This is a genomic window from Rhizobium sp. 01L419 (assembly GCF_056400025.1).
The window spans coordinates 105,237-129,712 of the sequence record NZ_JBFTSM010000018.1 but is presented as its reverse complement, the minus strand read 5'-3'; the positions used below and the strand labels follow the sequence as shown (position 1 = coordinate 129,712).

At 58.9% G+C, this 24,476-nt stretch carries 24 protein-coding genes and 1 pseudogene; 11 read left to right on the top strand and 14 right to left on the bottom strand.

What is annotated here, in order from left to right:
- Positions 1-99 precede the first annotated feature (99 nt).
- Complete coding sequence (malQ, locus tag AC1DUP_RS29140) at positions 100-1,962, bottom strand: 4-alpha-glucanotransferase (protein ID WP_477836166.1); 1,863 nt, start codon at positions 1,960-1,962, stop codon at positions 100-102.
- Between the two features lie 72 nt (positions 1,963-2,034).
- Positions 2,035-2,811: an SDR family oxidoreductase gene (locus tag AC1DUP_RS29135; protein ID WP_113308626.1), complete on the bottom strand. Its 777-nt coding sequence runs from the start codon at positions 2,809-2,811 to the stop codon at positions 2,035-2,037.
- A gap of 643 nt (positions 2,812-3,454) precedes the next feature.
- On the opposite strand from AC1DUP_RS29135, the gene AC1DUP_RS29130 reads away from it, so the two are divergent.
- Entirely contained in the window at positions 3,455-3,658 is a 204-nt protein-coding gene (locus AC1DUP_RS29130) for a hypothetical protein (protein WP_477836164.1), read from the top strand.
- A gap of 236 nt (positions 3,659-3,894) precedes the next feature.
- Here AC1DUP_RS29130 and AC1DUP_RS29125 read toward each other — a convergent pair whose 3' ends face one another.
- Genes AC1DUP_RS29125 through AC1DUP_RS29115 form a run of 3 tightly spaced genes read right to left on the bottom strand, consistent with a single transcriptional unit; the run spans position 3,895 to position 8,013 of the window.
- Positions 3,895-4,965: a lipocalin-like domain-containing protein gene (locus tag AC1DUP_RS29125; RefSeq protein ID WP_477836162.1), complete on the bottom strand. Its 1,071-nt coding sequence runs from the start codon at positions 4,963-4,965 to the stop codon at positions 3,895-3,897.
- Positions 4,955-7,357: an ABC transporter permease gene (locus AC1DUP_RS29120; protein WP_477836160.1), complete on the bottom strand. Its 2,403-nt coding sequence runs from the start codon at positions 7,355-7,357 to the stop codon at positions 4,955-4,957. Before AC1DUP_RS29120 ends, AC1DUP_RS29125 begins: the two co-directional genes overlap by 11 nt.
- A complete protein-coding gene (locus AC1DUP_RS29115; protein WP_113296311.1) occupies positions 7,354-8,013 on the bottom strand; it encodes an ABC transporter ATP-binding protein in 660 nt (219 codons plus the stop codon). Before AC1DUP_RS29115 ends, AC1DUP_RS29120 begins: the two co-directional genes overlap by 4 nt.
- Before the next feature lie 814 nt (positions 8,014-8,827).
- On the opposite strand from AC1DUP_RS29115, the gene AC1DUP_RS29110 reads away from it, so the two are divergent.
- From AC1DUP_RS29110 to nuoB, 4 genes and pseudogenes are all read left to right on the top strand, one after another.
- Positions 8,828-9,100: a hypothetical protein gene (locus AC1DUP_RS29110; RefSeq protein ID WP_113509359.1), complete on the top strand. Its 273-nt coding sequence runs from the start codon at positions 8,828-8,830 to the stop codon at positions 9,098-9,100.
- Positions 9,101-9,349: 249 nt separating this feature from the next.
- Positions 9,350-9,628: a hypothetical protein gene (locus tag AC1DUP_RS29105; protein WP_113308622.1), complete on the top strand. Its 279-nt coding sequence runs from the start codon at positions 9,350-9,352 to the stop codon at positions 9,626-9,628.
- Between the two features lie 269 nt (positions 9,629-9,897).
- Positions 9,898-10,272: an oxidoreductase gene (locus AC1DUP_RS29100; protein ID WP_113509357.1), complete on the top strand. Its 375-nt coding sequence runs from the start codon at positions 9,898-9,900 to the stop codon at positions 10,270-10,272.
- Positions 10,273-10,604: 332 nt separating this feature from the next.
- Positions 10,605-11,077 (top strand): annotated as a pseudogene (gene nuoB, locus AC1DUP_RS29095) (NADH-quinone oxidoreductase subunit NuoB).
- A 379-nt stretch (positions 11,078-11,456) separates the two neighbouring features.
- On the opposite strand, the gene AC1DUP_RS29090 reads toward nuoB, so the two are convergent.
- Positions 11,457-11,714 carry a GlsB/YeaQ/YmgE family stress response membrane protein gene (locus AC1DUP_RS29090; protein WP_113296293.1) on the bottom strand — a complete coding sequence of 86 codons (258 nt, stop codon included), beginning with the start codon at positions 11,712-11,714 and terminating at the stop codon, positions 11,457-11,459.
- Between the two features lie 263 nt (positions 11,715-11,977).
- Here AC1DUP_RS29090 and AC1DUP_RS29085 point away from each other — a divergent pair, with 263 nt between their 5' ends.
- A complete protein-coding gene (locus AC1DUP_RS29085; protein WP_162765503.1) occupies positions 11,978-12,238 on the top strand; it encodes a hypothetical protein in 261 nt (86 codons plus the stop codon).
- A gap of 41 nt (positions 12,239-12,279) precedes the next feature.
- Here AC1DUP_RS29085 and AC1DUP_RS29080 read toward each other — a convergent pair whose 3' ends face one another.
- Positions 12,280-13,143, bottom strand: coding sequence for an SDR family oxidoreductase (locus AC1DUP_RS29080; RefSeq protein ID WP_477836157.1), 864 nt, complete (start codon positions 13,141-13,143; stop codon positions 12,280-12,282).
- A gap of 410 nt (positions 13,144-13,553) precedes the next feature.
- On the opposite strand from AC1DUP_RS29080, the gene AC1DUP_RS29075 reads away from it, so the two are divergent.
- Together AC1DUP_RS29075 and AC1DUP_RS29070 are read left to right on the top strand one after the other, a co-directional pair.
- On the top strand, positions 13,554-13,991 hold the full coding sequence (locus AC1DUP_RS29075) for a hypothetical protein (RefSeq protein ID WP_477836155.1): 438 nt from the start codon (positions 13,554-13,556) through the stop codon (positions 13,989-13,991).
- Between the two features lie 373 nt (positions 13,992-14,364).
- A complete protein-coding gene (locus AC1DUP_RS29070) occupies positions 14,365-14,607 on the top strand; it encodes a hypothetical protein (RefSeq protein WP_477836153.1) in 243 nt (80 codons plus the stop codon).
- A gap of 175 nt (positions 14,608-14,782) precedes the next feature.
- Here the strand turns inward: AC1DUP_RS29070 and AC1DUP_RS29065 are convergent, their stop codons facing one another.
- The gene (locus AC1DUP_RS29065; protein ID WP_113296289.1) at positions 14,783-15,193 is read right to left on the bottom strand and encodes a hypothetical protein; all 411 of its coding nucleotides are present in this window, start codon (positions 15,191-15,193) and stop codon (positions 14,783-14,785) included.
- Positions 15,194-16,028: 835 nt separating this feature from the next.
- Between AC1DUP_RS29065 and AC1DUP_RS29060 the strand changes: the two genes are divergently transcribed.
- The 3 genes from AC1DUP_RS29060 to AC1DUP_RS29050 all read left to right on the top strand — a co-directional run bounded on the left by AC1DUP_RS29060 (position 16,029) and on the right by AC1DUP_RS29050 (position 17,651).
- A complete protein-coding gene (locus AC1DUP_RS29060) occupies positions 16,029-16,220 on the top strand; it encodes an XRE family transcriptional regulator (RefSeq protein ID WP_113296287.1) in 192 nt (63 codons plus the stop codon).
- A 52-nt stretch (positions 16,221-16,272) separates the two neighbouring features.
- Entirely contained in the window at positions 16,273-16,578 is a 306-nt protein-coding gene (locus AC1DUP_RS29055; RefSeq protein WP_477836151.1) for a hypothetical protein, read from the top strand.
- Positions 16,579-16,841: 263 nt separating this feature from the next.
- A complete protein-coding gene (locus tag AC1DUP_RS29050) occupies positions 16,842-17,651 on the top strand; it encodes a mechanosensitive ion channel family protein (protein WP_477836202.1) in 810 nt (269 codons plus the stop codon).
- Between the two features lie 271 nt (positions 17,652-17,922).
- Here the strand turns inward: AC1DUP_RS29050 and AC1DUP_RS29045 are convergent, their stop codons facing one another.
- The 6 genes from AC1DUP_RS29045 to AC1DUP_RS29020 form a co-directional block, all read right to left on the bottom strand.
- Positions 17,923-18,396: an Hsp20 family protein gene (locus tag AC1DUP_RS29045; RefSeq protein ID WP_113296285.1), complete on the bottom strand. Its 474-nt coding sequence runs from the start codon at positions 18,394-18,396 to the stop codon at positions 17,923-17,925.
- Positions 18,397-19,126: 730 nt separating this feature from the next.
- Entirely contained in the window at positions 19,127-19,282 is a 156-nt protein-coding gene (locus AC1DUP_RS29040; RefSeq protein WP_113296284.1) for an entericidin domain-containing protein, read from the bottom strand.
- 279 nt (positions 19,283-19,561) lie between these two features.
- Positions 19,562-20,623, bottom strand: coding sequence for an HD-GYP domain-containing protein (locus AC1DUP_RS29035; RefSeq protein WP_477836148.1), 1,062 nt, complete (start codon positions 20,621-20,623; stop codon positions 19,562-19,564).
- Positions 20,620-22,434 carry an EAL domain-containing protein gene (locus AC1DUP_RS29030; RefSeq protein WP_113509380.1) on the bottom strand — a complete coding sequence of 605 codons (1,815 nt, stop codon included), beginning with the start codon at positions 22,432-22,434 and terminating at the stop codon, positions 20,620-20,622. The genes AC1DUP_RS29035 and AC1DUP_RS29030 overlap by 4 nt, the downstream gene beginning before the upstream one ends.
- A gap of 612 nt (positions 22,435-23,046) precedes the next feature.
- Entirely contained in the window at positions 23,047-23,325 is a 279-nt protein-coding gene (locus tag AC1DUP_RS29025; RefSeq protein ID WP_477836146.1) for a hypothetical protein, read from the bottom strand.
- Between the two features lie 151 nt (positions 23,326-23,476).
- Complete coding sequence (locus AC1DUP_RS29020) at positions 23,477-23,941, bottom strand: NUDIX domain-containing protein (RefSeq protein WP_113296281.1); 465 nt, start codon at positions 23,939-23,941, stop codon at positions 23,477-23,479.
- Positions 23,942-24,476: the final 535 nt, after the last annotated feature.

The following is a 24,476-nucleotide window of genomic DNA, read 5'->3' as shown; positions in this document are numbered from 1 at the left end:
TATGAACGCGTCCGGATGGGGAAAGAACGGCTGTGTCGGGACACATCGTTTGCACTTTGTAGTCTCGGAGCAACCGTGGCGGGAATCATTTTGCCAGTGTCAGCCGCGCACTTGCCGCATGGCGCTGGCGATGGCCTGGACAAGTGGGACGCCTGGTAGATCCTCGACTGGAGCGGAGAGTTTGGGCTTCCAGTTAGGATAGCTGTCCTTGGTGCCAGGAATATTCGTCGGGGATTTTTCACCGGTCATGTCAGCAAGTCGAACCGCGGCTAGCATCGAAGGCGTCTTTGCAATGAACAGGTGTGCGCTGACCACAAGCGACGTCAGCGTTTCCGCGGTCGCGGTTTGAGGCGGAAGTCGCTTTGGGAGTTCGCCCCCCGCCTCCACTAGCGCCTGCCTCAGGTCCCTTCGCTCTTCCTTGCGCTCTTCCACATGCCTTTCGGTCAGGTCGGAAGGGACAATCCCATGCTCGGCGCGCGCCCTTATATCGGCGCCTCGCCACCATCCGGCGAGGGTCTGGTGATCGTGGGTCGAGATGCAAGCGAGAGCAAGCTTGGGGTAAGCTGCGGCGGGCTTGAAACCATCCTGATCCCGCTCATAGGAGAGGATGCGGTAGGAAAGGATGCGGGCTTCCGCCAAGTCCTCCTCCAATCCGTCCGGCAACATCCCCAATGCCTCCCCAATCACCAGGCAGCGGTATTGACCAGACGCTTGTGCAAGAATTCGCAGCAGATCTGCCTGCGGATAATCGACATAACCACCGCCGTCCGGTCCACAATCCAAAGGTACCAGGAAGAGGCGCCTCAATGCTGCGGCATGATCAATGCGGATCGCGCCCGCATAGCGCATCGCCGCATTCACCATCCTGCGATAGGGAGAATTCCGGCCAGCCGCAATTGCGGAGGGATGGAGGGCGGCAAGATGCCAGTCCTGACCTTCGGTTGCGTTTGGATCTGGCGGGCTGCCGATCGTTGCTCCGGCGATGTAGACGTCAGGATCGCTCCAAGTGGCGGAACCATCAACCGCTTCGCCGACAGCAAGATCCAGATAGAGACCGACCTTCAGACCAGCGTCGCGCGCCGCCTGCGCCGCCCTCATCAGCTGTCGATGCGCAAGCCACTGCAGCCACATATGAAAGTTGACATCGTCGTCGTGATCGCGGCAAAATTGCGCAACAGCCGGGCTCGTGGCGCTCTGATACTCCGCAGGCCATGTCGTCCAACCGGTGCCGCGGCCGGAGCGGCTCATAGTGGATGAAATTGCTTCGAAGAGCGCATGAAGACGTAGCACTTCTCCGCGCTCCTTGACGAAGTCGATAAATTCGTCACGTCCCAATGCAGGACGATGCACCGCCTCGCTTTGCCAGCTCCGCCAAATCCTGCGAAGCGCCGAGTACTTGGTATGGGCCACCCCGACATAATCAACGAGCTTGGTCATACGCAATTCCTGCAGTCGCTTTTCGAGTTCAGGCTCGCTTTGGAAGCCCGGCACTTTGTCTACCGCGATGTAGAGCGGGTTGAGCAACTGGCGATTTGACGGCTCGTAGGGACTGCAACGATCGGGATCTGCTAAAAAAGGGGCGTGCAGCGGGGTCAATCCGATGAAGTCCGCGCCCAACGGTCGGGCAGTGCCGATCAAGTCAACAAGATCTTCATAGTCGCCAATTCCCCAGTTTCGTGCCGAACGGAGTTCATAAAGCTGGGTGCTGATGCCCCACACGCGTGAATTCTCGAGAAACTGAGGCACATAAGATTTGGCGACAGTCGTCTTGGCGGAGCCCTTCCTGGCGCGCTTCAACCCTCCATCGGGCAAGCCCCTTGCAACGGTGAGATCCACATTGAGGGCAGCGAGAAGCTTTCGCTTGGTTTTGTCCGAGATCGGAACCTCGACATTGTCAGGGCTGGGCCTCGTGAGGCTCACGCCGTGGTGGCGCGCAAACTCGTCAAGGATAGCAGATTTCATGTCTTAGAACCCCTAAGCGGTTCATGCCGCAATAGCCTGCGATACGTTCCGTGGCGCATCGCCCGCCTCCCATTAACGAAGTAAACCCTGCCCACCGTCCACCCAGACAGGCGATCCCGTGATATGGCGGGATTTATCGGACGCAAGAAAGGCAATTACATCTGCAACGTCTTCACTGCGCCCGGGCCGGCCGCCGGTGATCGGCACCTGGCCTTCGGGCCAAACTACCGGAATGACAGTCTCGTCTTCTTTTCTTATGGTCGTATTCAATTCGATTTTCGTCTCGATTTCGCCCGGGCAGACTGCATTTATTCGGATGTGATGGCGGGCGAGCTCTAGGGCAAGCTGCTGCACCATCGCGACCTGGCCGGCCTTCGTTGCTGTGTATGCTGTCGCACCAGGTGTGGTGAACGTTCTTGTTCCGTTGATCGACGAGACCACGACAATCGAACCTCCTCCGGCACGCTTCAGCTCGGGCACTGTCGCGCGGATGGTCAAAAAGGTGCCGGTTAGATTGACGGCGATCGTCCTGTTCCATTCCTCGAGCGTAAGGTCGTCGATCGGAGCCCAGACTCCGTTAATACCAGCGTTGGCAACGACAAGGTCTAAACGACCAAATGTCCGCACCAGGAGGCTGACGGCACTCTGCAGCTGTTGCTCATCGGAGACGTCAGCCAAAAGCGGAATCGCCTTTCCGCCAACGGCGAGGATTTCATCCACTGTAGAGGAAAGCTCCGCCGCGGTATGACCGAGCGCGCCGATATTGAATCCATCTGCGGCGAGCGCAATCGCCGCCGCTCTGCCGATTCCGGACCCGGCTCCGGTCACTAGTCCAACACCTGACGTCATATCATCTCCCAGAGTGGGCGAGTGCGCGGCTCTCAACGGGGCTGGCCGCGAGACCATGGCGTCGATTGTTGCCAAAAGCGCGTCACGTCCACGGTCATCGCCTCAAACACCTGCTAAAGCCGAGTGGTTCCAAAGCCGGAGTGGTTGGTACGCTAAGAAACGAGAAGGCACCGGACAGGAACCGTTGGCACCATTCAGCAGCAAAACATGCATGCGGTGAGACCCCTGCGATTACTCAACCCGGCAGGGTAAGGCCCGACCCGCTCCGGCAGCTTCGCGTTTGTTTCCCCCGCGATTGCGGTAACTACCGGCGTTTTCATAGCCAGCGAAGCAGTCGCGCCGAGGAATGTCATCGGAATGGCTCTCATACTCCTGTCGGCGGCCGTATGCCTGCTGGGTCCCCGTTATGGGCAATCGAGGCCGGCGATGGCGCTGCCAACCAGTGGCTCTCCTGACTGAACGACCCCGCAATTCCTAAACGAGAATATAGCACTCGCATCCCGTCAGCGCGAAGGACGCGTCTTGATAGACCGCCAGTCTGCCAGGGTGGCCACCTATCACGCAAATCGATCGTTCTTTCGGGTCTGTGAGGGAACGAAATTCGTATCCAACGCTTAGAAAGCTTAAGCCGTTGGAGATCGCTATGAACGAGAAAACATTCGCCCAACTCAGCAAGGTAAGCAGTCAGCTCCATTTCAGGGTTCGCGAACTGTCCAGGGGCGAGAATGACCGCGACATCGCATTGCTGATGTCGGCACTTGCCGTGACAATGGATGCGCTTGCATCTCTCGGTGATGGTGTCACGCAATTGACTGGCCCGAGAGGGCTAGGTGCCAAAGGAGAATAATTGGATCCTGCAGGCGGTTGTATTCCGCGCTGGATACGCTTGCGCTAATGCGTCGGCGCATTCCTTACTGGCACCGCACATACTGTTCTTGCCCCACAAAGGCGCGAGATCATCAAAAGGCGATGGTTAGGAGCACCTGCAAAACCAGTTTACGGGAGAAGAGGCGGCACCTGCATCGGCGCCCGGGTGACGCGCATCGACGGTCGGTGCGCGTTCGTGTTGACAAGCACCGTTCTTCAGTAGCCCGTCATTTCCAGATATCCAACCCCTGACGAAGTCCCCGAGAATGCAATCGGCCCCTCCCAATAAGGCGTTGTGGTCGACATCCACGATTGGTCGTTGAGGGGTTCGGTTGTTATATCAAGTGACTTTTCATGAATCTGGACATGCCACGCGACCGGAACTTGTCGGCCGTTCACGCTCGCATGTCGAACCGGCTCGAGCTTGACCGCGTCGCCAGAGAGGGGAACGGTTTGACCGTCGGGCGAAATCCACGTCGCGGAGATGAACCCATCTCTGTCGTCGCGGAGGCGGAACGCCATCACCTTCTCACCGCCTTCCAGATGCAATGAAAACCAGTCCCACCCCGTCTGATCGGAAGAGAGTGGTTGGGACGACCACTCTCTGTCGAGCCACGCTTTTCCGCTAACATGCACGTCGGCGCCACCGATATTGATTGTGCCCGAGACCAGATAAAACGGCTGAGAATAATAGTAGCTCGCCTGTCCCTTGGCAGATTTTACGGAATATCCACGGTCGCCTTGAAGAACCACTGGCTTGCTCGTCTCAAGATTGAGCGTATAGCCGAAATCAATGCCTGCCGCGCTTAACGATATGTTTGCGAGCGCGTCGGCACCTGGGACAGCCGTACCCCTCATTTCCCAGTCGTCGATCCAGGCACGGAATGGGGCGGCCGTGACATTTGCCTGTCCAACGCCGCCCCGGGCGAGGCGCTCTGCCACATAATGGCGGCTCTCTGACGTCAGGGCAGCGTGACCCATCCAGATTTGCGGGTCCGAAAATCCATTTCGGTTTCCCGGCTCCATAGCCGATCGAAACAGGGTCCACTGCGCACCATACTGCTTTCCATCATCATCCAGCAGGTTGGCCGTCACATACCACCACTCGATCCTGTAGTCTGGATGCGGGCCATGATCGGAAGGAAGGGAGATTATGCGTCCGCGTTGAGGCACTGCAAAACCCTGGGCATCCGAACCGAGCCCTGCAAATCCCTGCGAGGGGGCACTTTGCGGCAAGCTGGCCACAGCCAATGCGCCGAGGACGGTGAGAACGATCCTAGCGTTCATAGGTGAAAATCCTCAGCAGGTCCGCCGGATCGATCGTTGCCAGGCGTTGGACAGGCACCAGAACGGACAAGAGTGCAGCGGCAAGCGCAATAGCCCCAAGCCAAAGCCAATCGGACGGAAAGAGAATCATTGGCAATCGCCATCCGAACGCCTCGACGTTAACAATTGCTAGCAGGACCCAGGCGAGTGCCAGACCGACGGGTATTGCGGCAACGAAAGTCGCAATCCACAGCGCGAGCGTCCGGAGAACCTCATAAAACGCCAAGTCACGCCGTCGCACACCAAGTGCCCAAAGGGGCGCCAGTTGAGGAAGCCTGATGCCCGAGAGCGTCAGCAAGCTCGAAAACATCGCAAATCCAGCGACCGCAAGCGTCAGTACGTTCAACGCGCCGGTTACTTTGAAAGTTTGCTCGAAAATCGCCAACGACTGCTGTTTGAGAGCCGCCTGGTCGACGACCGCATTTTCCGGTAGGCCGAACTCGTTAATGAGCCCGCGCTTGAGATCTTGTGCCTGGGCGGGCTCAACCCGTATGCCGTAGCGAAGTTTCGATATGTCGGGATAGTGATCCACCAGCGCATTTATCCCGACCATCACTTGTCCCTTCGGATTGCCGTAATCGGAGTAGACCCCGACGATCGACACGTTCCACCCACCCGTCAGAGTGACGGTCTGGCCCACCCTTGCCAATCCCGCCCGCCACATCTGCTCGTTGATGAGCGCTCCCTGTCCGGCTGCGACCCGGTCCCAGGCGTCGGCATCGGCGGAAATCAGGGGCCAATAGTCCCTGTAGGTCGGATCATCCGCGACCCCATAAATCTGTAAGTCCTCGCCTGATACTTCGCCTTCAGTGCTCCAGATTGGCAAGACAGCCTTCGAACGCTGCGGCAGCCACGCGCGCAGCCGCCTGGCTTCTTCTTCATCTCTTGCGGTCACGTAAAGCTCGGCGGCCAGTCTCTGATCGAGCCAGCCCACAAAGGTAAGCCTGAAGCTAGACACCATTGTTCCGACCCCGATATTGGCGGACAGCGCCAGAAGCAGCGCCATCAAAGCGAGAGAAAGGCCTGGCAGTTGCAGTCTGGTATCGGCCCAGAACCATTGGACGAGGGCGCCGCGCGATGCACCCTCTGCGGCCACAAGAGCAAGAGCGAGGAGAGGTGGGAGCATCAAGGCCGCTGCAAGCAAAAGGCAGCCAAGGATCGCAAAGCCCGCGAGGAGACCGGATCCAGCAAGAGCAAGCAGGATCGCCAAAATGAGCAACAGGCCACCGGCAACGGCCTGATGCACCAACCCACGTGCAGACGACCTCGCCCATGCCCTTGGCTGGGCAGCCGCCAACAGGGGCAGTCTCCACACTCGCCACAGGCTTTGCGCCGAGGAAATGGCGGTACCGGCAAGAGCAACCCCCAGTCCTGCGAGCCACCAGTCCGCCCGTAGCGAAAGCGATCCCGAGACTGACGCACCGAAAAGACCTCTCAACGTGGCAGCGACGCCCGGCATCAAGGCCGACGCAACAAAGTAGCCAAGCACAATGCCGATCACTCCTGACAGGAGGGCCAGAACCCCGAGCTCTATGACCAGCATGACAGTCAGCGCCCGCAACGAGACCCCCAGGGAGCGCACCGTTCGAAATGTCCCGCGCCTCTGCTCGAATGACAGTCCGGTAGCCGAGTAGACGATGAACAGTCCAACAATGAAGGACAGAAACCCGAAGGCTGTGAGGTTGAGATGGAAGCTGTCGGTCAACCTTGCGGCGTTCGGATGGTCGTTCTGGCGCAGCGTGACTTCCGGCGCGATTTTTCCGAGAGGCTCCAGATCAGGTAGTTGGTCACGAGCAACGACCAGACGGCTGATCCTTCCCTGCATGTCCAGCAGTTTTTCCGCCGCGGAAATATCCACGAAAGCTGCATCTTCTGGAATTTCATCCGAGATGGTAATGCTCATGTCCGTGGCGCCGCGCAGCCTTTCTGCGGTCGCCGCCGCAACGATGAGTTCCCTGCCCGACACGAAGTTGCTCAGGTTGGAGTTGATGGCGATCGAGAAACCATGCTGGTCTTTCGGCATGGTCAGGGGCTCGATGCCAACGAGCCGCAGCCGTGCAGGTCCGACCTTGATCGATCCTTCGATGACAGGCGAGACGTCCCATCCGGCCTGTCGCAGGCGGCTATAGGTTTGGAGAGGAATTCCCTTTCCATCGCGTGCCACGATCTGCCGGAGCCCGCCCTGCTCCAGCACCGAGGCCGCGCGGGCATAACTCGCGCGCGCTTCGGCATTGATCGCCTGCACACCAGACCATAGTGCCGTAGCAAGAGCAATGCCGAGTACCAGGGTCAGGAGCTGGAGAGGCTTGCGGCGCCAATGAGACGATAGTGCCAGAAAGGCGGACAGGCTCATTCGGCAATCCTTCCGCCGCGGAGCATCACCTTCCGATCTAAACGATTTGCCAGTTTTGATGAGTGAGTGACGAAAAGCAGCGCGGACCCGGCAGTTTTGGCGAGCGTCAGCATCAGGTCCAGGACGGAATCACCCGTCGCTTCGTCCAGATTGCCGGTCGGCTCGTCGGCGAGGATGAGGAGCGGCCGGGCCGCAAGCGTGCGCCCGATTGCAACGCGCTGCTGCTGACCGCCGGACAATTGCTCGGGATATCGCGCTATATAATCCTGGAGCCCCAGCTGGGCGATGAGGTGTTTCTCCCATTGAGGGTCGTATCGGTCAGCAAGTTTGGCATGAAAGGAAATGTTGGCGGCAACGCTTAGCGACGGGATGAGGTTGAATTGCTGAAAGACGAGGCCGACCTTCGTCCGGCGGTAGTTCGCCCTCTGGACGTCCCGGAAAGCGCCTATGTCTTGTCCGTCCATGATGACAGATCCCGCATCCACCCGATCAAGCCCGCCCGCCAAGTGCAAGAGGGTACTCTTGCCGCTCCCCGATTCCCCCGTGAGCGCCACGGTTTCGCCCGCAGAAACGTTGAGATCTGCCCCCTTCAATATCTCCACCGGGCCTTCGGCCGTGATGTAGGATTTTCTGACGCCGGACAGGCTTAAAATCATTTTAGTCATTGTACCCATGGGATCTCACAAGCGCCTATCCGCTTTGATCTTGAATGCAACAGACAAGAATTGTCGCTAGAAGCAAGTCTCGCTGCTCGCGCCGCGGCCGGTCGTACGTCCCGCCCTCAATTCTGTTCGGTCATGATGCCGGGCAAGCCTTTCTGTGGATCCCCAAGCCGCACGGCCGCGGCGTGTCTTCGCGCTTCGCTCGCGCTTGAAACGGGGCCGCGAAAATACACTGGCTCTAACCCCATTCTCAGGAAGTGCCGAATCGGGCACGAGGGCTCGGACCATTCGCTGATCCATGAACATGATCACGCTGGCGCCCACGACCCCTCCTAGCCTACAGGCGGCTCCTTTAAGAAACGCCCATGCAGGGTGGTCCCGACACGCCATCATCCCGCAGGTTGGTTGAACATCCCCAACCCTTTGACGAGGGCTTAGTTCCGGTCTGCCGATAACGACAGCGCAGGCTGGGCGCCGGTGGGACATTTGTTTCGGCGGCAAAGGACCTGGTGGTGCGAATGGTTCCGGCGGCAAGCGTCGACCGCCTCATGTTTAGCTCGCTAAGGTCTTCTCCCGCTTTTCCGGTGCACACCAGCCCTCTGCTCATGCCGATAAGGGAGGCTCGTGGAAGCGTTCGGCGATAACGCTCGTTGCGGGGCCTTCTCGCACGATGGCAATTGAGTGCCGGGGCGCTGCCGGTTTCGGAGATGAAGGATCCAATTGGCCCCGAAATGCTCAGAGCCGGCCACCCCGGGAACAACAACGATACAACGGGGTTTGAGCGCATGACAAATCGGAGCAAATCTACATGAACTTTATATGGCTTTTTGTCGTGGCTGGCGGCGCGGCGCTCCTGGGGCTCGCGTTGGCTTTCGGTATGATCACGCAGGATCCAAAACGATCGCTAGGTGCAATCGTTGGTGCCTTCGTCGTTGCGGCCCTCGCCTTTGTTGGCGGCTTGTATGTTTCCCGCGCTCCCACCGCCCCTATTGTTGCCCCGGATCGTCAGGGTACGGATGAAAAGTTGCCCGCAGCACAGGCACAGGCCAGCGAACTAACGGGGAAAAGCAAGGGAAATTAATTGCGAAAGGCTTGCACAGGGATGAACGGGCCTGTGTGGAACTGCGTGGACTAAAGTCTTCTCTAGGCGACTTATCTACGGCAGACCCCCATCACGCCTATCTTGCCGGTGGATGATCACTTGGGGAATTCCAGCGCTGGCTTGACGTTTGCGGTGCGGCGAGAACTGCGCGCAAGACGCGCGCTTGACGTTGACGGTGGTCGCCACGCTAATGAGCCCTAGCCGGCGCCGATCAAGGGAACATTTCGAATGAAAAACGTTATTTTGAGGGTCCTCTGTTTCAGTCTGCTTGCGGGTTGTACCGCGGCGAATTTTGACGGTCCAGGGATCGCACCGATATCCGGCAGCATCACGTATAACGGACAGCCCCACACCAAGCTGACCAAATCGCCTGTTGGCTCGACTTTCCCCCATGACTTTACGGACCAATGGGGCAGACAGGTGGAGGAAACCTACATCATTCGCCCTGATCGTAGTCTTGCAATCGTCGACCGCCAATACCGCCCCGACATTTTCGGCGACGACTAGAGGCGAATTCATCGGGACGCCGAAGCCTGGGCGATGATGTCTCTTGGGTCAGTACAGATATCGGCCCACATCCGCCATGATTGCAGCTGGGCCGCCTGGGAAGGCTAGGCCGACCGGCTCAATGGTTAGCTCTCGGTAGCGCCTGTCCTAATTCGGCGCTCTTGGTACGTTCCCAGACATTGGCGGAGTCGAACTTTCCCTGCTGGAACAATGGTAACTGCTTGGGGTTAGCGCAATGCAAAGACGATCCAACCTGAAAGGCAATACTCATGATCATGAAGATCCTGGCAACATCGGCGCTCGCGCTCGCGCTTGCGACTTCTGCGATGGCCCAGTCGTCCGGAAGCTCTGGAAGCTCCGGCGGAGGGAATTCGGGCAGCGGCACGTCGTCGGGTAGCAATACATCCGGCACCAGCGGCGGAAACTCGGGTACCAATGGGACAGGCGGCAGCAACATGAACGGGAATAAGGGTGGTGGCGGTTCCACTGGCTCGGGCGCCGACGCCGGCAACCCCTCGGACAGCTCCAGCAATTCCGGTGCATCCGGTGGCGACACGAATGACTGCCAGCGCGCCGCGGGAACCGGCACCGGCAATCCTGCGCCGGACAGCTCCGCTCAGTCGGGCGCCGGCAAAGCCTGTTGAGCCCATTGGATTTAGAGGCGGCCAGTTCTTGACACCGCCAGCATCAATCCATGAGCAAGCCTGTGACGGATGATGGGCTTGCTCCATGCTTTCCAATGACCATTCGAAGTGGCGTGGCGCCAAGGGCGACTTCCCGCAACAGATGGCGAAGAGAGCGCTGCGAGGTTGGACGGCGGCAGCCGACATCGTGAACCAGCAGCGGAATGGCGCGCGTTTGGACTTTCCTCGTCCGCAAACGGTCCTCCAACGAAGCCAATCGCTCACATTTGACCCTCCTGATCAAGCGCGGGAACTCTCGACGCACGTTGTTTGGGTTCAACCAGGAGGAGGCCATGTCAGACGGACGAGAACAAGCCCAACCACACCCGGCTAAATTCCAATCTCCCGGTGAAAGCCGCTATGATGATCCGACGATGGGGATGATCAATGCTGAGCTCGCCGACAAGGGTTTTTTCGTCACCAGCACCGATGAACTCATCACCTGGGCACGCACTGGCTCGCTGATGTGGATGACCTTCGGGCTTGCCTGCTGCGCCATCGAGATGATGCAAATGTCGATGCCCCGTTACGATGTCGAGCGTTTTGGCGTGGCACCGCGCGCGAGTCCCAGGCAATCGGATCTGATGATCGTCGCCGGCACACTCTGCAACAAAATGGCGCCGGCCTTGCCGTGGTGCGAGGCTGCGACCGCGTCGTGCCCGTCGACATCTACGTTCCCGGCTGTCCTCCGACCGCTGAAGCTCTGCTGTACGGCATTCTCCTCCTGCAGAGAAAGATCAGACGCAACGGCACAATCGAACGATAGGAGGCTGTCCGAGCTGTGAGCCGCGGTAGCTGGTGGGTTGGAGGCCAAGCACAACGCTGAAGAACCGAGCGAAGGAAAGCTTGTCGTGGACATGCCAGCGCTCTTCACAACAGCGTGGATTACGCCGACGGGGTTGAGAGTCCCTGGGCGGGTTAAGAGCCATGTCCGGCCCGCCAGACCTCCCCGAAACGTATCCGGCAACATCGTCGGCTCCCCGCTGACCCGCGGTCAAGCCACACTTCGAGTCTTCAGCGCAGTTGAGTGCCAAGGGGGCTCGTCGCCCTCCTTTTGCCAAGTCGGCCCTATGTGCGAAATCTTCACGACGACGGTCGGGTCGTACACCGCCTGTTCCTGTGAAACCGCTGAGCCTAGCCCTCGATCAGGCGGTTCGCCTTACCATGCGGGCGAGCGCGATGAGAATGCAGGCCCCGATAAAGCCGGCGATGAGATAGCCAAGCCATCCGCCAAGGACGATGCCGAAAAGCGAGAGAAGGAAGTTCGCGACGATCGCTCCGACGATCCCGAGCAGAACGTTCATCAGAACGCCCATGTTACTTTTCATGAGCATCTCTGCCAGCCATCCCGCGATACCGCCGATAATGATTGCGGCGATCCAGCCGATTCCTGCGTCTTCCATGAGATTTCCCCCGGTACGTTGAACTATGTGACCGCCCGACAGATTCCGCTCGTTGAAATGCCTGCCGCCGATCGGGGTTTTAACACCCACAGGAGCAATTGGTTCCGCCTTGCCATGCCGCTGATCGGGAACCGTCGGATATCGACGTTGGTCGCCTTGACTACGGGGTCATTCGCCTCCTGCGTGGGAATCGCTTGAAGCGGTAGTCCTGGCTACCGATCATAACCTTGCGGACGACGGCGGTTTCCCCAAAGGGTTTGCTGTTGAACGTTTCTGACCTGTGCGAAGCCTTCGGCCGCCTGGTGGTCGCCGCCTCGACGTCAGCCGAGTTCGTTGACCCGTTGAATGGGTCCCTATGCCGGATCGCCGATGTTTTGCCGGCGAGGCGTCTTGCTTTTCGGGCAGTAGCGGCCGGCTGCATGTTCCTGCGCACGGGGAGGTTCCCGCCGCCAAGGATGGACGAGAAAAAAACCGAACCGACGCCACCGAATTCGGCGACGGGAATGCAGCGCATTGCGCCTTAAGAGCGACTGTGATTTTGCGAACAGACGCGCTGCACCCAGCCTTAAATCATGATCTCGCCGCCGGTGACCGGAACGATTGCGCCGGTCATGAAACTTCCGAGGTCGGAGGCCAGTAGTACGTAGGCGCCCGCGAGCTCGGCCGGTTGCCCGGCTCGGCCGATCAAAGTCTGCTGCCCGAACTTGGCAGCCTTCTCTGCGGACATTGTCGAGGGAATAAGGGGCGTCCAAATAGGTCCGGGCGCCACCGCGTTGACGCGGATGCCCTTGTCGGCGACCATTTCTGCAAGCCCAGCCGTAAAATTCGACACAGCGCCCTTCGTCGACGCGTAGGCGAGCAGCTGGGGCGAGGGCTGACGCGACTGGATGGACGTCGTATTGATAATTGAGCTGCCGGGCCGCATATGCGGAATCGCCGCCTTCGACAGGAAGAAAGGCGCATAGATGTTGGTGCGGAACGTTCTATCCCACTCTTCACCCGGAATGTCGGAAATGTCCGCATAAGTTCGCTGGAAGGCAGCGTTATTGACGAGAATGTCGACGCCACCAAGCTCTTGAACCGCCCTCTGAACCAAATCCTTGCAATGGCCCTCAGCAGTGATATCGCCCGGTACGGCCACGGCCTTTCGGCCTGCATCTTCCACCCACCGAACCGTGTCCTCCGCGTCGTCGGTTTCATCAAGAAACGAGATGAGAATGTCAGCGCCTTCGCGAGCGAAAGCGATCGCGACGGCCTTCCCGATTCCGGAGTCGGCGCCGGTGATGAGAGCCACCTTGCCTGTCAACCTGCCGTTTCCCCGGTATGTCTTCTCCCCATGGTCAGGAATAGGCTGCATTTGCGCGGTCTTGCCGGGCGGATCCTGCTGTTGCTTCGGGTACGGCGGGATCGGGCGTCGTTCGTCGCTCATAAAAACCTCCTGTGTAGCGGCTGCGACTCAACCTCCAGGATGGAAATCGGTTCCCTTCGGCAGGCGGCAAGCCTTGCAAGCAACGGCCATATCAATGGTGACGGTGAGCGCTGGCAATGCGAAAGCGAGCGGATCCGTGAATGGATCGATCAGAATTGCCGGTCCAAAAAAACAAGCCTACACCATGTATGCCAGGTGCGAAGATCTCGATGCCGCCCTTCTCCTCACGACGCGGTTCGGTTTCGAGCACGATCAACGATTGCTCAAGACGCGGTCAGCCATAGAACGCGAATCGCGGTCGGCGCTTTCGTCTATCGGTACAGCCGGGCTAAGGGAGGCGCCTTCGTTGCCTGCTCCTGTTGGCTCGTCGAAGCCTATGCGTGCTTGGGCGACGTCCCGCAAGCGAAGGAATGTTGGAGGCCCTTCTTGGCCCTCTTGGAAACAATTTTGGCATCCTCAACGAGCAGATCGATCCGGCGACCGGAATGGACCTGGGCACCTTTCCCCAAGGACTTAATCACCTTGCCCTCTTGCATGCGACCTTTTCAATTCGTCGAACGCCCGGCGCTGTCGGAACCCTTGAGTTCTATTCAAATCTCCAAATCGTCTTCGCGGGCACAACATGCCGAACGACAGTCGCCCTTACCCTGCTGGCCTCCTCAGGCAAGTCGGGCCCCAACCCGACCGCGCCGGGGGATCGGGCTCAATGCATCAACATCTGGCACGTGCCTCGAGGTGGGCGGGAACTTCGGAGCCCATTTCATGTTCTTATCACCATGAAGGACACGGAAGGAAAAGCCAGTAAGGGCATGATCAAATTCGTGCTGACCATTTCATCATCGGGTTGATGATTGCCCTTGCTTATCTGGCTTTTTTACGCCTAGGAAGGCTGAGCCAGCGAACTCTTGGGACGGAGGTTTCCATGAGGTATTACGTCTATGCAATCCACAACCCGAAATCGCCTGCACCACGTATGCGAAGACAGACACGATGCTGCAGAAGCAGAACGTGAATTGCAAAGTCGAAATCGTCCAGACGCTAATTTCTTCATCCGGATGTTCCGGCTCACAATATCGGTGAGGCAAGGATGAAAGCGGCTGGTATGCGGCCATATCCTCGTTCCGACGATTGATGGTCTGAGACGCCCCCGGGGAATTGGAGCATCCAGGCGCAGTTTTCGATGCGGCTCTGGCTGGCTTGCCTCCAGGTGGAGCAGATGAGATGAGCGAAAACTTCAGCGCCAGAGAGACCTTCGCCATTTACGGCGAGAGCGAAACCACTGTTACAGTTCTACGAGATGGGTTTTCCGTCGAAGAAAAGACCTTCGCGACGATGCGGGATGCGGTGGATTACCTGAGACGATTGGACCCTGTCCGCCTTAGGATCGTGCTGCGAATCCGTGCCCACGGTCGCGACATACCATTCGAGGGCGAAAACGTCACCAAGCTGATGCAGGATCTTTGACCGGGGGCGACAACCACAAGGCCCCCGGGGCTGATGTTGGCATATCGACGGAGCCGGTTTCGATCGAGCGCTCGGCCTGGCCTCACCGATGATGCGATGGGCTTCGAGCACCATCACGCCCCCGTTCTTTAAAAAAGGGCACCGACTCCGGCTCTTCGGCAACAACGAAATCTGACTAGCTGCGATCGCGAAGCTTGCCGTAGAGAGTGCCAATTTCGTCCAGCATGCGCCCGTAACGCGACCGTGGCGGGGCCGACCGCAGACCAGCAATGACGAGAGCGACCGCACCGGCAATTGCGGCTACAGTCATGAGACCGGAGACGGGATAGAGCTTCACGCCGGCTTCAGTTTGTCGCCCCGCCTGACGAACCCCTCCTTTGATCTTGCTGGCGGTGTCCGAGACCTGCTGGCGAAGGGCGTCCAATTGCTTATAAAGGGCGCCTATCTGTTCCTTGGCATTGGCCTCCGGCTGCGGTGGGATGCCAACCGATGCCGAGTTCGTGTCTACAACGGCCCGCGGTACAGGCTCGCCTAGTTTTGCGCCGTCCGAGATGAGAGTGGCGGTTCCATTTGTCTTAGCTGGCATGATGTTGCTCCGTCCTTGCCGGTGCCGTGATTGGCGCACTTTTTGATCGGACCTATACGCCGCGTCATGGCAGATTGTTCCACGCGTCAGTGATTTCTGAGCTTGAACGATCCGCTCGGGCACTCTTTCCCTCTTGCCTTCGCAAAGCTCGGCAGCGGCGGGCAAAACACGTGATCGCATTTCAAGGTCAGGTGAAGCGCTCAGTCAGCATTGTCAAACCACGTCATCTCGCGATGGGACGGGGAATGAAATAAGAATGGCAAAAGCCTGTGGAATGGCGTGCGGGAGGCTTTAGGTCCTTTTGAATCGGTCACTTCGTGCGGATTGGTGGCGCATGCTTGACCCACTACGTCGTGGGCATCGTCCCCGGCTGAACGTCGCTCATGGCGTTCAAGTGCGAGGCCATCGCACGCGCTGCCCGTCGCTTTAAGGGCGTCAGTTGTGCGCGTTGAACCTGCGGTTTTTGACGATGCCCTTCCCAACCTGCGCCGCATCAAAAAAGCGCCAGCAATGTGCGGGTACGCTAGCAGACAGGATCTCCCAATACGTTGAAGCAGTTCGCCATTCTACCATATGTAAGAAAACCCTTGAGGATGATTGTCATGGTAAGCAGGCTCGGGAAGACCCTGACTGTGCAACAGCGCACGGCGGCATTCGAGCATACACACAGGGTAGCGGCTGAGGCGACCGAAGAAGAACGTCGTCGGCGCAATGAGAAGAACGAGAAGTTGCGCGCCCTTCGACTGGCCGCCGATCGCAACGTGACGGTTGGATGTGACACGCACCATGTTGCGTCTCTCGCCATTCCTTACCCGGCAAAAAACTGGAGATAAAGATGGACCAAATCATGATGTCGAATATGACGCCAGCGGAACGCCGCCGTGCGGCTCGCCTTGCCAAAGGTTACAGTCTTGAAGATCTCGCGATTGCGACGGGCCTGACAGTCGGCGAGATTGCAGCGACAGAGCGGCTCGATAGGACGGTGCCGAGGAACCATGCGGATCGCATAGAACATGCTTTGAGCTAAGATCGGGTGGTGTAGTTTCGGGCGTTTGTTGCATCACGCGGCGAACGCTTCGGTGGCGATCGCAGGAGACTATTTACCGCTCGAGATCGCGGCGGACCGACGCGACAACCTCGTCGCCTTCGCGCGCTCGAACAACGAGGGCGCTCTGATTGTCATTGCCCTCGGCAGGTCTTCGACGCGCTCAACCACGGCCCACCCCAACCTGCGTATCGCATCGGACTATCCGGTATCCGGCTTCCGCCACGACTTGCCCACCGCACTATCGGAATGTCTGGACGGGCGACGGTTCGAGGACCAAGACCCCATCAAGATCGACGTCCGCGATGACCTGCCGTTTGTCGCACTGTGGGCTGAGTAGGAACGGCAAGTGGCTTACGGCGGCATCGCGCGGTCGACCTTCAACGTCGATGATGCTCGCCTTCGCGGAACAACATGCCCGCGGCGCCGTTTCATGCGGCGCGCAGTTCCCGTCCGCGCCAGAGGCTCATGCGCACCGTCGCGATGGGTTTTTCTCACAACTCTCGCCCAGCCAGCATCGACACACCAACTCGCCGAACCTGGAGCATCGTCGCTGATAGCCTTGTTGATTGTGAAGCGAGAGCGAAGAAATAATGGATAACCATCATGGAAAATACCGCTGAATCGATCGCTGCCACTCCGACCGCGCTTGCGCAGCTCGGCGCGTTGGCCATCCACTATGGCCTCTCGCTCGCCGGCGCCGTCGTGCTTCTTGTTGGCGGATGGATCCTGTCGGGCCTTGTCAGCCGATGGGCTTATAAGGGCTTGTCGCGGATTCACGGAATTGACGAGACGCTCGCGCGATTCTTTGAAAACGTCCTGCACTACGGTCTCCTGATCCTTGTCTTCGTCATGGTCCTCGGGCAGTTCGGCGTTCAGACAGCTTCAATCGTTGCCGCCCTCGGCGCCGCCGGGCTTGCAATCGGACTCGCGCTTCAGGGAACGTTGCAGAACATCGCGGCAGGCATCATGCTTCTCGTCCTTCGCCCTTTTCGGGTGGGTGAGTACATCGAGACCTCCAGCATCAGGGGCAAAATCATCGAGGTGGGCCTGTTTGCGACCGAACTGCGGACGGCAGACGGGCTTTACCTGCTCGCGCCAAATTCCACGTTATGGAATACGCCGATCATTAATCATAGCCGCGAACCGGAACGTCGCCAGGAGCTTTCCATCGCAGTCGGCAACGATGCCGATGTCCATCTTGCAAAACAGACGCTCCTCGACATTGTAGCCTCCGACAAGCGCGTTCGCCGCGAACCAAACCCCCGGGTCTATTCTGATGACTTATCGGCAGACAGGACAACGTTGAAGATCGAATATTGGGCGGCAACCGGGGAATGGACTGAAACACGCCATGATATAATTGACAGGCTGAAGGCCGGATTGAGGGCCAAAGAGATCGCTATCAAATGATATTCCCAGTTGCGTCGGGTCCCGCAGTACAAGCGACAGCACAAGCAGACAGGGCGACGAGCAAAGCAGCAGGCAACGGTAGGCGCTTAAGGGCGACGGGAACGTCGGTATGGCCGTGAAGATGACGTTCCGGATGTGAACAGAGCCCGGCTCGCAAAGTTCCCTCAGCAGGGGCAAGTCCGAAAGCGTACCCGCCCGAGCGGCATAGCATTGTCCCAAGCGAGCGCGGTGTCCGTGGGAGTGCCATCCAGGGATGGCACTCCCGCTTTGATCAGGCGACCTGCTTTTCAGCGTCGATTTGCAGCGGGACCTGGGCTGCGCTTCCAAGACCGATTTCGATCTTCCGCGGCTTCATTGCCTCCGGAATTTCCCTCTTGAGTTCGATGCTCAAGAGGCCGTTCATCAGCAAGGCATTTTCGACCTTGACGTGATCGGCCAGCTCAAAACGGCGTTCAAAGGCGCGCCCGGCAATTCCACGATGCAGGTACTCGCCGCCTTTTTCGTCGGCCTTCTGCCCCTTCACCACAAGCACGTTACGCTCCTGCGTGATGTCGAGGTCCCCATCGCCGAAGCCTGCGACAGCCATCTGTATGCGGTAGCCGTCTTCGCCGGTCTTGACGATGTCGTAAGGCGGCCACGTATCGATGGTCTGCAGGCGCGACTGTGCATTGTTGAGAAGGTTGAAGACACGGTCGAAACCGATGCTGGACCGATAGAGCGGTGCGAAGTCAAATTCGTTTCTCATGACCAAATCCTTCGTAAAGCGAGATGGATAGAGACGCGGAAACCAGCGTCTCCGGTTCTTCCGGCCCCTATTGGCGACCGGCCAAAAAAATCTGGTTTCGGCGATTTTCGGATTCAAGAGGTCGTCAAAAAAAATTTGAGCGTCATTTCGACCCCTTGTTCCTCCCGCTCTCGCCGGCCTCAATGCTTACCTTGTAATCGGCAATATTCTTCCTCAGTCACGGCAGCCTCCTTTATGCGAAGCTGCTGGGAGGCACGAGACAACTGGTCGAATGTGTGGAGTAACCGGCGCGTTCAGGACAACTCATCAAGTTGAACCAGCGGAGCGGAAGCCGGCCTCCGGATCTTCGGATAGCTGGACAGTCTCCTCCCACAGATCAAACCACCGACATCCGCCGGGGAATGAATGGGCGTGGTTTTGCCACTGGATGGCTTGAAGTTGGCGGTTGGGCCGCCAGTGGCGCCTAGTCGTCATTCTCAGGTACCTGCGTGGCTCCCAAGCGCAAGCCCGAGCCAAGAAACCACCAATATCCCTTTGGCGTCACCGGCCAAAGAGAGCTGGGGAAAACGGCGTCCCAGGGAGACCACCGTCGCTTTTCGTCTCGGCCAGAACGACATACCGATGCTGGGGCGATAGCACCGCCTCCAGCTTCCTAGACGCGCACACCGCTTGGTCTTCTCTTTCGGCACCACCACATCCGTCGCGCCGACGTGGTAGTCCCTATGGATGCTCAGCGAGCAGCCGCGTTGCCAACGCGATGGCCAGCATTCTGCGTGGCATTCACGGTGTTTGCGGTGTCTTGACCCATGCCCCGGATCGTGTTGCCGCAGGCGGACAGCATGAGCATCATGCAAAGGGTGGCTGTGATTACAGAAGTGCTTTTCATTGGGAACCCCCGGTTGGTTGAACAAGGGCATAACCGCCGAACGGCGCATGGGTTCCACAAGCTTGACGCAACCAACGCGCGGTACGCCATCATCATACTGCCTCCCAAGATTTCATCACGGTCAGCCTCGCCCCAGGGCGAGGCTTTTCTACCTTGAGCCCCGGGGATGCGACGCCTCTGTTCGTCGGGCCAACGCGTTCATCAACTGCGGCAGCTGGCGTATTTGCTATGCGGCCCTCCCTTCCCCGCGTTTCACCATCAGGATCGGTCAGCGCCCATTCAATGAAGCGTTCCGCTGATCACCATTTTCGAAACAAATGCAGAGAGCAGTTGACTGTCGAAGTGGCCGGGAGAGGTCATCATCATGCTGATTGCCTCGGCCTGGGAGAAGGCCCGTTTGTAGGGCCTGATTGTGGTGAGAGCCTCGTAGACGTCACAGATGGCAGCAAGCCGGGCGACATATGGGATCTTCGTCCCAGAAAGCCGGCCGGGATAACCTGAGCCGTCATATCTCTCATGATGATAGCGGCAGATGTCGAGCACGGGCGGCGGCACTTGGCCGACTTTTGACACCATCTCGTAGCCGCGTTGCGGATGTTCGCGAACGAGCGCCATTTCTTCGCTGGTCAACTTGCCCGATTTCGTGAGAATTTTTTCGGGAAGAGCGACCTTGCCGAGATCATGCACGATTCCACCGAGGCCGAGCAGCCGGACCTCTTCTTCGCCATGACCAAGGTTGCGCCCGAACGTGACCATGAGGGCACTCACCGCCAGCGAATGGAGGAACGTCACCTCGTCCTTTTCCTTCAGCTTGGCAACGGCGATAACCGCCCCGGCGTTTTCGAACGTCGCCGCCATGATCCGTTCTACCGCCGATCCTGCCGCATCGTTTGCGAAACTTTGACGGAAGCGGGCATCGGCAAGCACCTGTTGGAGATGCGGACCGATTTCCCCGATCGAGCGGCGCGCGCGATCGATCTGCTTCACAGAAAACACGGTCAGCAGCATGGCGTTGAAACTTGCCTGGTCCTTAGCCATCGACGGTGGCGCAGACCGGTCTACGTCGGTACCTTTCTCGATATCGATGACGACGCTCATGACATGTCGCGACATGATCGTTTGGAGGTCGTGGGCTGAGGACACCAGAAAAGGCCTGAACGGAGAGGCGGTTTCCGCTCCGCCAACCTCGACGTCTTCGATGAACATTCCAACCTTGAGTTGATTGACCTGAATTCTTCTACGCATCCCCAGTCCTTCAAAATGACAGTATTGGCACCGAGATAAAATGGCTGCCCTATCAGGTGCGCCACGCAGGTGTACGATCCAGGGTCGCAAGCTCATGAAGCTTTCGCCGAGCCTGATCGCTCCGGCACGCGCTGTCCGTGCGCGGCAAGCATATCGGCCGCTCTTTCGCGATCCATCGCTTTCCAAAACAAGTACCCCTGTCCGAGCTTGCACCCAAGCCTGCGAAGCTGATCAGCCTGAGCCTCCGTCTCGATACCCTCCGAAACCACCCGGATACCAAGGTCGGAGGCAATGCCCATCAGGCCTCGGATGATAGGCACGCCCGCATCTCCCGGCACCATCCGGTGAATGAAGGATTTATCGATCTTGATGATGTCGACAGGCACGGTCAAAAGGTGGGTCAGGGAGGCGTAACCCGTTCCGAAATCGTCGAGCGCAACCTTCAAACCTTCCGCTCGCAGTGCCTTGATCTCGTCGGCCACCACTTGGTCCCTTTGGCCAAGATAGACAGATTCCGTCACCTCCAGGATCACGTGGGCGAGAGGCACCCTGGCTTCGCCGAAGACCCGGCACAGCCTCTCCCGCAGATTGCCGCCCCGAAAATCGGCGGCGGACAGGTTTATCCCGACATGCTGGAGCGGCAGGCCACGCCCAATCCAATTGCGCATGTCGGCTGCGACCCGTATCAACATGCGCTCAGTCAACTCAGACGCAAGACCGGCGTCCTTAGTCGCTTCATGAAAGTGTGCGGCAGCGATGATATCACCTGATGGAGTCGTCATCCGACACAACGCTTCGAAGCCAACCAACTCGCGCGTATCCAAACGAACGATAGGCTGGTAGTGCGCATCGATGCGATCCTCAGACAGGGCGACCCCTACATCTCGCACCGCCCGGAACCGTTGTGTCAGCGCCGTGCGCAAACCTGGACTAAACTCGACATAATCGCCGCGATGGTGTTCCTTCGCATGATAAAGAGCCACATCGGCATTCCGCTGAGTCTGATCAGGCCTCGATCCCGTCCCTGCCGCCGCGCCGCCGATGGTTGCAACAGGAATAACGACATGACCATCGCAGAAGGAGGGGGATGACAGAGCGGCAAGGATGTCGCTGGCGATATGTCTGAGGTCGAGGTTATCGACATCGGAAACGATGACGGCAAATTCGTCCCCACCGAGCCTGAATGTGCGTTGTGTGCCCGCGACAGTGTTGATGCGGTCCGAAACCGCGCAGATCAATGCGTCGCCGGCGGCATGCCCGAACGTGTCGTTCACCAGTTTCAGATTGTCGATGTCTGCCAGCAGGATGCCCCAACCGCCAGCCGATGTGGAAAGTTCTTCTTTGAGAACCTGATCGAAACGGGCTCGGTTGGACAAGCCGGTCAGCGCGTCGGTATAGGTCAGACGCTCTCGCTCACGCACCCGCTCTTCCCGATCGATGGCGATCGAACAAAGGTGAACACAAGCGTCTACAACCTCTTGTTCGAGCGCGGTGGGGCCGCCACGTTCACGGTAGTAGAAGGCGAACGTCCCGACAACGTGGTCGCCGCTCCAAATCGGGCTCGACCAGCAGGCCTTAAAACCGAGTGGATGAACCAGAGATCTGAATTTGCTCCACCGTGGATCGTTGTCGATGTCGGTCACGACCACTGGCTTTGCCTCATATGCGGCCGCACCACACGAGCCGGCGAGCGACCCTGCCTCAAGATTGTCGATCGCGGCGGAATATTCGGGCGGGAGGGACGGAGCCGCCAGTGTGTGCAGGCAACGCCCGTCAAATGTCAGGACAGAAGCCGTTATACGCGGCAGTGCCTCCTCGACCCTCAGGCAAAGCTGCTCGGCCGTGGCCGAGAGGGGTTGCCCTACAGCTATCATTTCAAGAATGGCATTCTGCAACTCTAGGATCATATGCAACATCTCGAAGGGAAACCCTCTCTACCAACGCTGCTTTCAGATCCGGTTACCCGGTCGATTACATTTTGATCTAACGGTCGCTCTTCCAACTTTCCAACTTCGCCGACGCGTTCCTCCGGTCGAAGGCCTTGCCTGGTCCCTCGTGCTGATGTCTCCCAATACGGCATGAGGTCGAGATCGTCCCTAGACAGAGTGTCAAACGTTGGCGGAAAAGCAAAAAACGGCCCGCCGGAGCGTGCCAGTTCGAGAAACCACTGAGAGTGGACCGTACGGCGCCTGCTGGGCAGCAGCGACGGGGCGCGTCGTTGCCGCACGGCCCACGCATCGAACGTCCAAGCGCCTGCGATGTTCCAAGAACTGCCCCGCCGAAATGGCTCTTTTCGTGTCTGCCGGTCGCTCCCGCAGCACCGCGCTTGCAGCAACGATCTTAAAAGTCGCGCGAGAAGGAGTCCGCAGGCGATCGAAGGACGGCCAGCGTCGGCGATAGTCGAACGCGCTTCGCTTTCATTCTTGCCGACTGGCGAAGGTCACGTTTCCGGCCGGCAACAGAGAGCGCCAGCGTGTCCGCCTCTGAGCGGAGGGTCTACACGCGGGCTGAAATGCTTGTCAGTGTTGGGCGCGGCGGCGCATCCGGTTGGAGAACTGGTGAACGAGCATGATGCCCTGCGCAAGCAGCAGTTCGGCGACAATCAGATCGCGCTGGGCAAGATCACCGGATATCCCGCGAATGGTGTTCGCGATACACATGGAATTCAGGAAAAAGCGGGTGTCACCGTCCTCGCCGGCTTCGTCAGCAGTCGCTTCGAGCGCGTCCGCAACAGTCTGGAGCAGGCTCGATCGTTCGATCAGTGTCATCTCGTTCAAGGTCTTTGACGTTCCAGGCATGAAGATCTCCTCGCGCGCCGGTGCGGCGCGCCGACAGTGACGGCTGATGTCTGTAGCGATATCCTGGAGATGGCTATGCCATCTGCCGGAAACAAGTCATGGCTGCTGGTCGCCTGACGCATGCCGGCGGACGCGAGAGCGTTGAAGGCGACTACCGAAGGTGCGCGGCCAGCTCGTCAAGCATGGGCCGCTGGCCCTTGAGGATCTTCAGAGCGGCGGCGTCCGGATCGAACCAGCCGGCCCGGTCGACTTCGGGAAAAACTTCCGACCGTCCCGATTTCGGCGGCCACTCCATGGTGAAGGTCGAGCTTTGGATGTTGTTCACATCGAGAGGCGGATTCGCCTCGACGGCCCATGCCACGATCGTCTTGCCGCTGGGCTGGCGAAATGAGCCGAGCGGCAGGAACGCGCCATTGACGGCGGTTCCCAACTCCTCCCTGGTTTCGCGGATTGCAGCAGCAAGATCGTCTTCGCCAGGCTCGATAATACCTTTTGGGATCGACCATGCGCCCTCGTCCTTTTTCGCCCAAAACGGGCCGCCTGGATGAACGAGCAGGATTTGAATGGTGCCTTCGATCCGACGGAAGACGAGAAGGCCGGCGCTGCGTTCCGGCATCGATCAGGTCCCACCGCCTCGCCGGAAACGTGCCGAGGCCGAACAAAGAGCCGGCATCCGTCGGCCGAACCTCGCAGCCTCGTCCGGTGCGGGATCGAGAGGCGGCTCATCGTGAGGTATGCCATCGGGTTCGGGCGGGCTGTCGACTGGTGGCGGCCCGGAGGGCGGTGGTACGATCGGTTCGAAGGGGACAGACATGAAGAGTTCCTCCTTGCGCAAACCAACGCCTGCCAAAGGGTGAGGTTCCGACGAGGGTTTCGGTCATTCGTTCTGATGGCTGTTGACAATTTCATGAAATCGTCAGGCAACTTTTCGTACGGACGGCGCTGGCGATTTTGATCGCACTCGTCATCATCGATCCGGTCCGCCAAAATCTGGCGGTGCGCCGGCCGACGTCTGCAACTGCAACAGACATCCGGTAGTGCATGCTACTCGATGGACATCATTTCACCTCGCCAGAGCAAGGTGAAGCTGGGCAACCTCGATCTTCGCAAGGAAGGTCGGCAGCTACCGGCTTCTTGGCGTGCGGCCGAAA

Bases quoted from the DNA above. Each gene is read 5' to 3' on its own strand.
- AC1DUP_RS29115 (WP_113296311.1), bottom strand. From the start codon at position 8,013: ATGATTTTAAGCCTGTCCGGCGTCAGAAAATCCTACATCACGGCCGAA.
- AC1DUP_RS29125 (WP_477836162.1), bottom strand. From the start codon at position 4,965: ATGAACGCTAGGATCGTTCTCACCGTCCTCGGCGCATTGGCTGTGGCC.
- AC1DUP_RS29045 (WP_113296285.1), bottom strand. From the start codon at position 18,396: ATGAGAAACGAATTTGACTTCGCACCGCTCTATCGGTCCAGCATCGGT.
- AC1DUP_RS29110 (WP_113509359.1), top strand. From the start codon at position 8,828: ATGAACTTTATATGGCTTTTTGTCGTGGCTGGCGGCGCGGCGCTCCTG.
- AC1DUP_RS29060 (WP_113296287.1), top strand. From the start codon at position 16,029: ATGGACCAAATCATGATGTCGAATATGACGCCAGCGGAACGCCGCCGT.
- AC1DUP_RS29075 (WP_477836155.1), top strand. From the start codon at position 13,554: ATGTTGGAGGCCCTTCTTGGCCCTCTTGGAAACAATTTTGGCATCCTC.
- AC1DUP_RS29070 (WP_477836153.1), top strand. From the start codon at position 14,365: ATGAGCGAAAACTTCAGCGCCAGAGAGACCTTCGCCATTTACGGCGAG.
- AC1DUP_RS29105 (WP_113308622.1), top strand. From the start codon at position 9,350: ATGAAAAACGTTATTTTGAGGGTCCTCTGTTTCAGTCTGCTTGCGGGT.
- AC1DUP_RS29030 (WP_113509380.1), bottom strand. From the start codon at position 22,434: ATGATCCTAGAGTTGCAGAATGCCATTCTTGAAATGATAGCTGTAGGG.
- malQ (WP_477836166.1), bottom strand. From the start codon at position 1,962: ATGAAATCTGCTATCCTTGACGAGTTTGCGCGCCACCACGGCGTGAGC.
- AC1DUP_RS29080 (WP_477836157.1), bottom strand. From the start codon at position 13,143: ATGAGCGACGAACGACGCCCGATCCCGCCGTACCCGAAGCAACAGCAG.
- AC1DUP_RS29020 (WP_113296281.1), bottom strand. From the start codon at position 23,941: ATGCCGGAACGCAGCGCCGGCCTTCTCGTCTTCCGTCGGATCGAAGGC.
- AC1DUP_RS29100 (WP_113509357.1), top strand. From the start codon at position 9,898: ATGATCATGAAGATCCTGGCAACATCGGCGCTCGCGCTCGCGCTTGCG.
- AC1DUP_RS29025 (WP_477836146.1), bottom strand. From the start codon at position 23,325: ATGCCTGGAACGTCAAAGACCTTGAACGAGATGACACTGATCGAACGA.
- AC1DUP_RS29090 (WP_113296293.1), bottom strand. From the start codon at position 11,714: ATGGAAGACGCAGGAATCGGCTGGATCGCCGCAATCATTATCGGCGGT.
- AC1DUP_RS29120 (WP_477836160.1), bottom strand. From the start codon at position 7,357: ATGAGCCTGTCCGCCTTTCTGGCACTATCGTCTCATTGGCGCCGCAAG.
- AC1DUP_RS29035 (WP_477836148.1), bottom strand. From the start codon at position 20,623: ATGAGCTTGCGACCCTGGATCGTACACCTGCGTGGCGCACCTGATAGG.
- AC1DUP_RS29135 (WP_113308626.1), bottom strand. From the start codon at position 2,811: ATGACGTCAGGTGTTGGACTAGTGACCGGAGCCGGGTCCGGAATCGGC.
- AC1DUP_RS29130 (WP_477836164.1), top strand. From the start codon at position 3,455: ATGAACGAGAAAACATTCGCCCAACTCAGCAAGGTAAGCAGTCAGCTC.
- AC1DUP_RS29065 (WP_113296289.1), bottom strand. From the start codon at position 15,193: ATGCCAGCTAAGACAAATGGAACCGCCACTCTCATCTCGGACGGCGCA.
- AC1DUP_RS29040 (WP_113296284.1), bottom strand. From the start codon at position 19,282: ATGAAAAGCACTTCTGTAATCACAGCCACCCTTTGCATGATGCTCATG.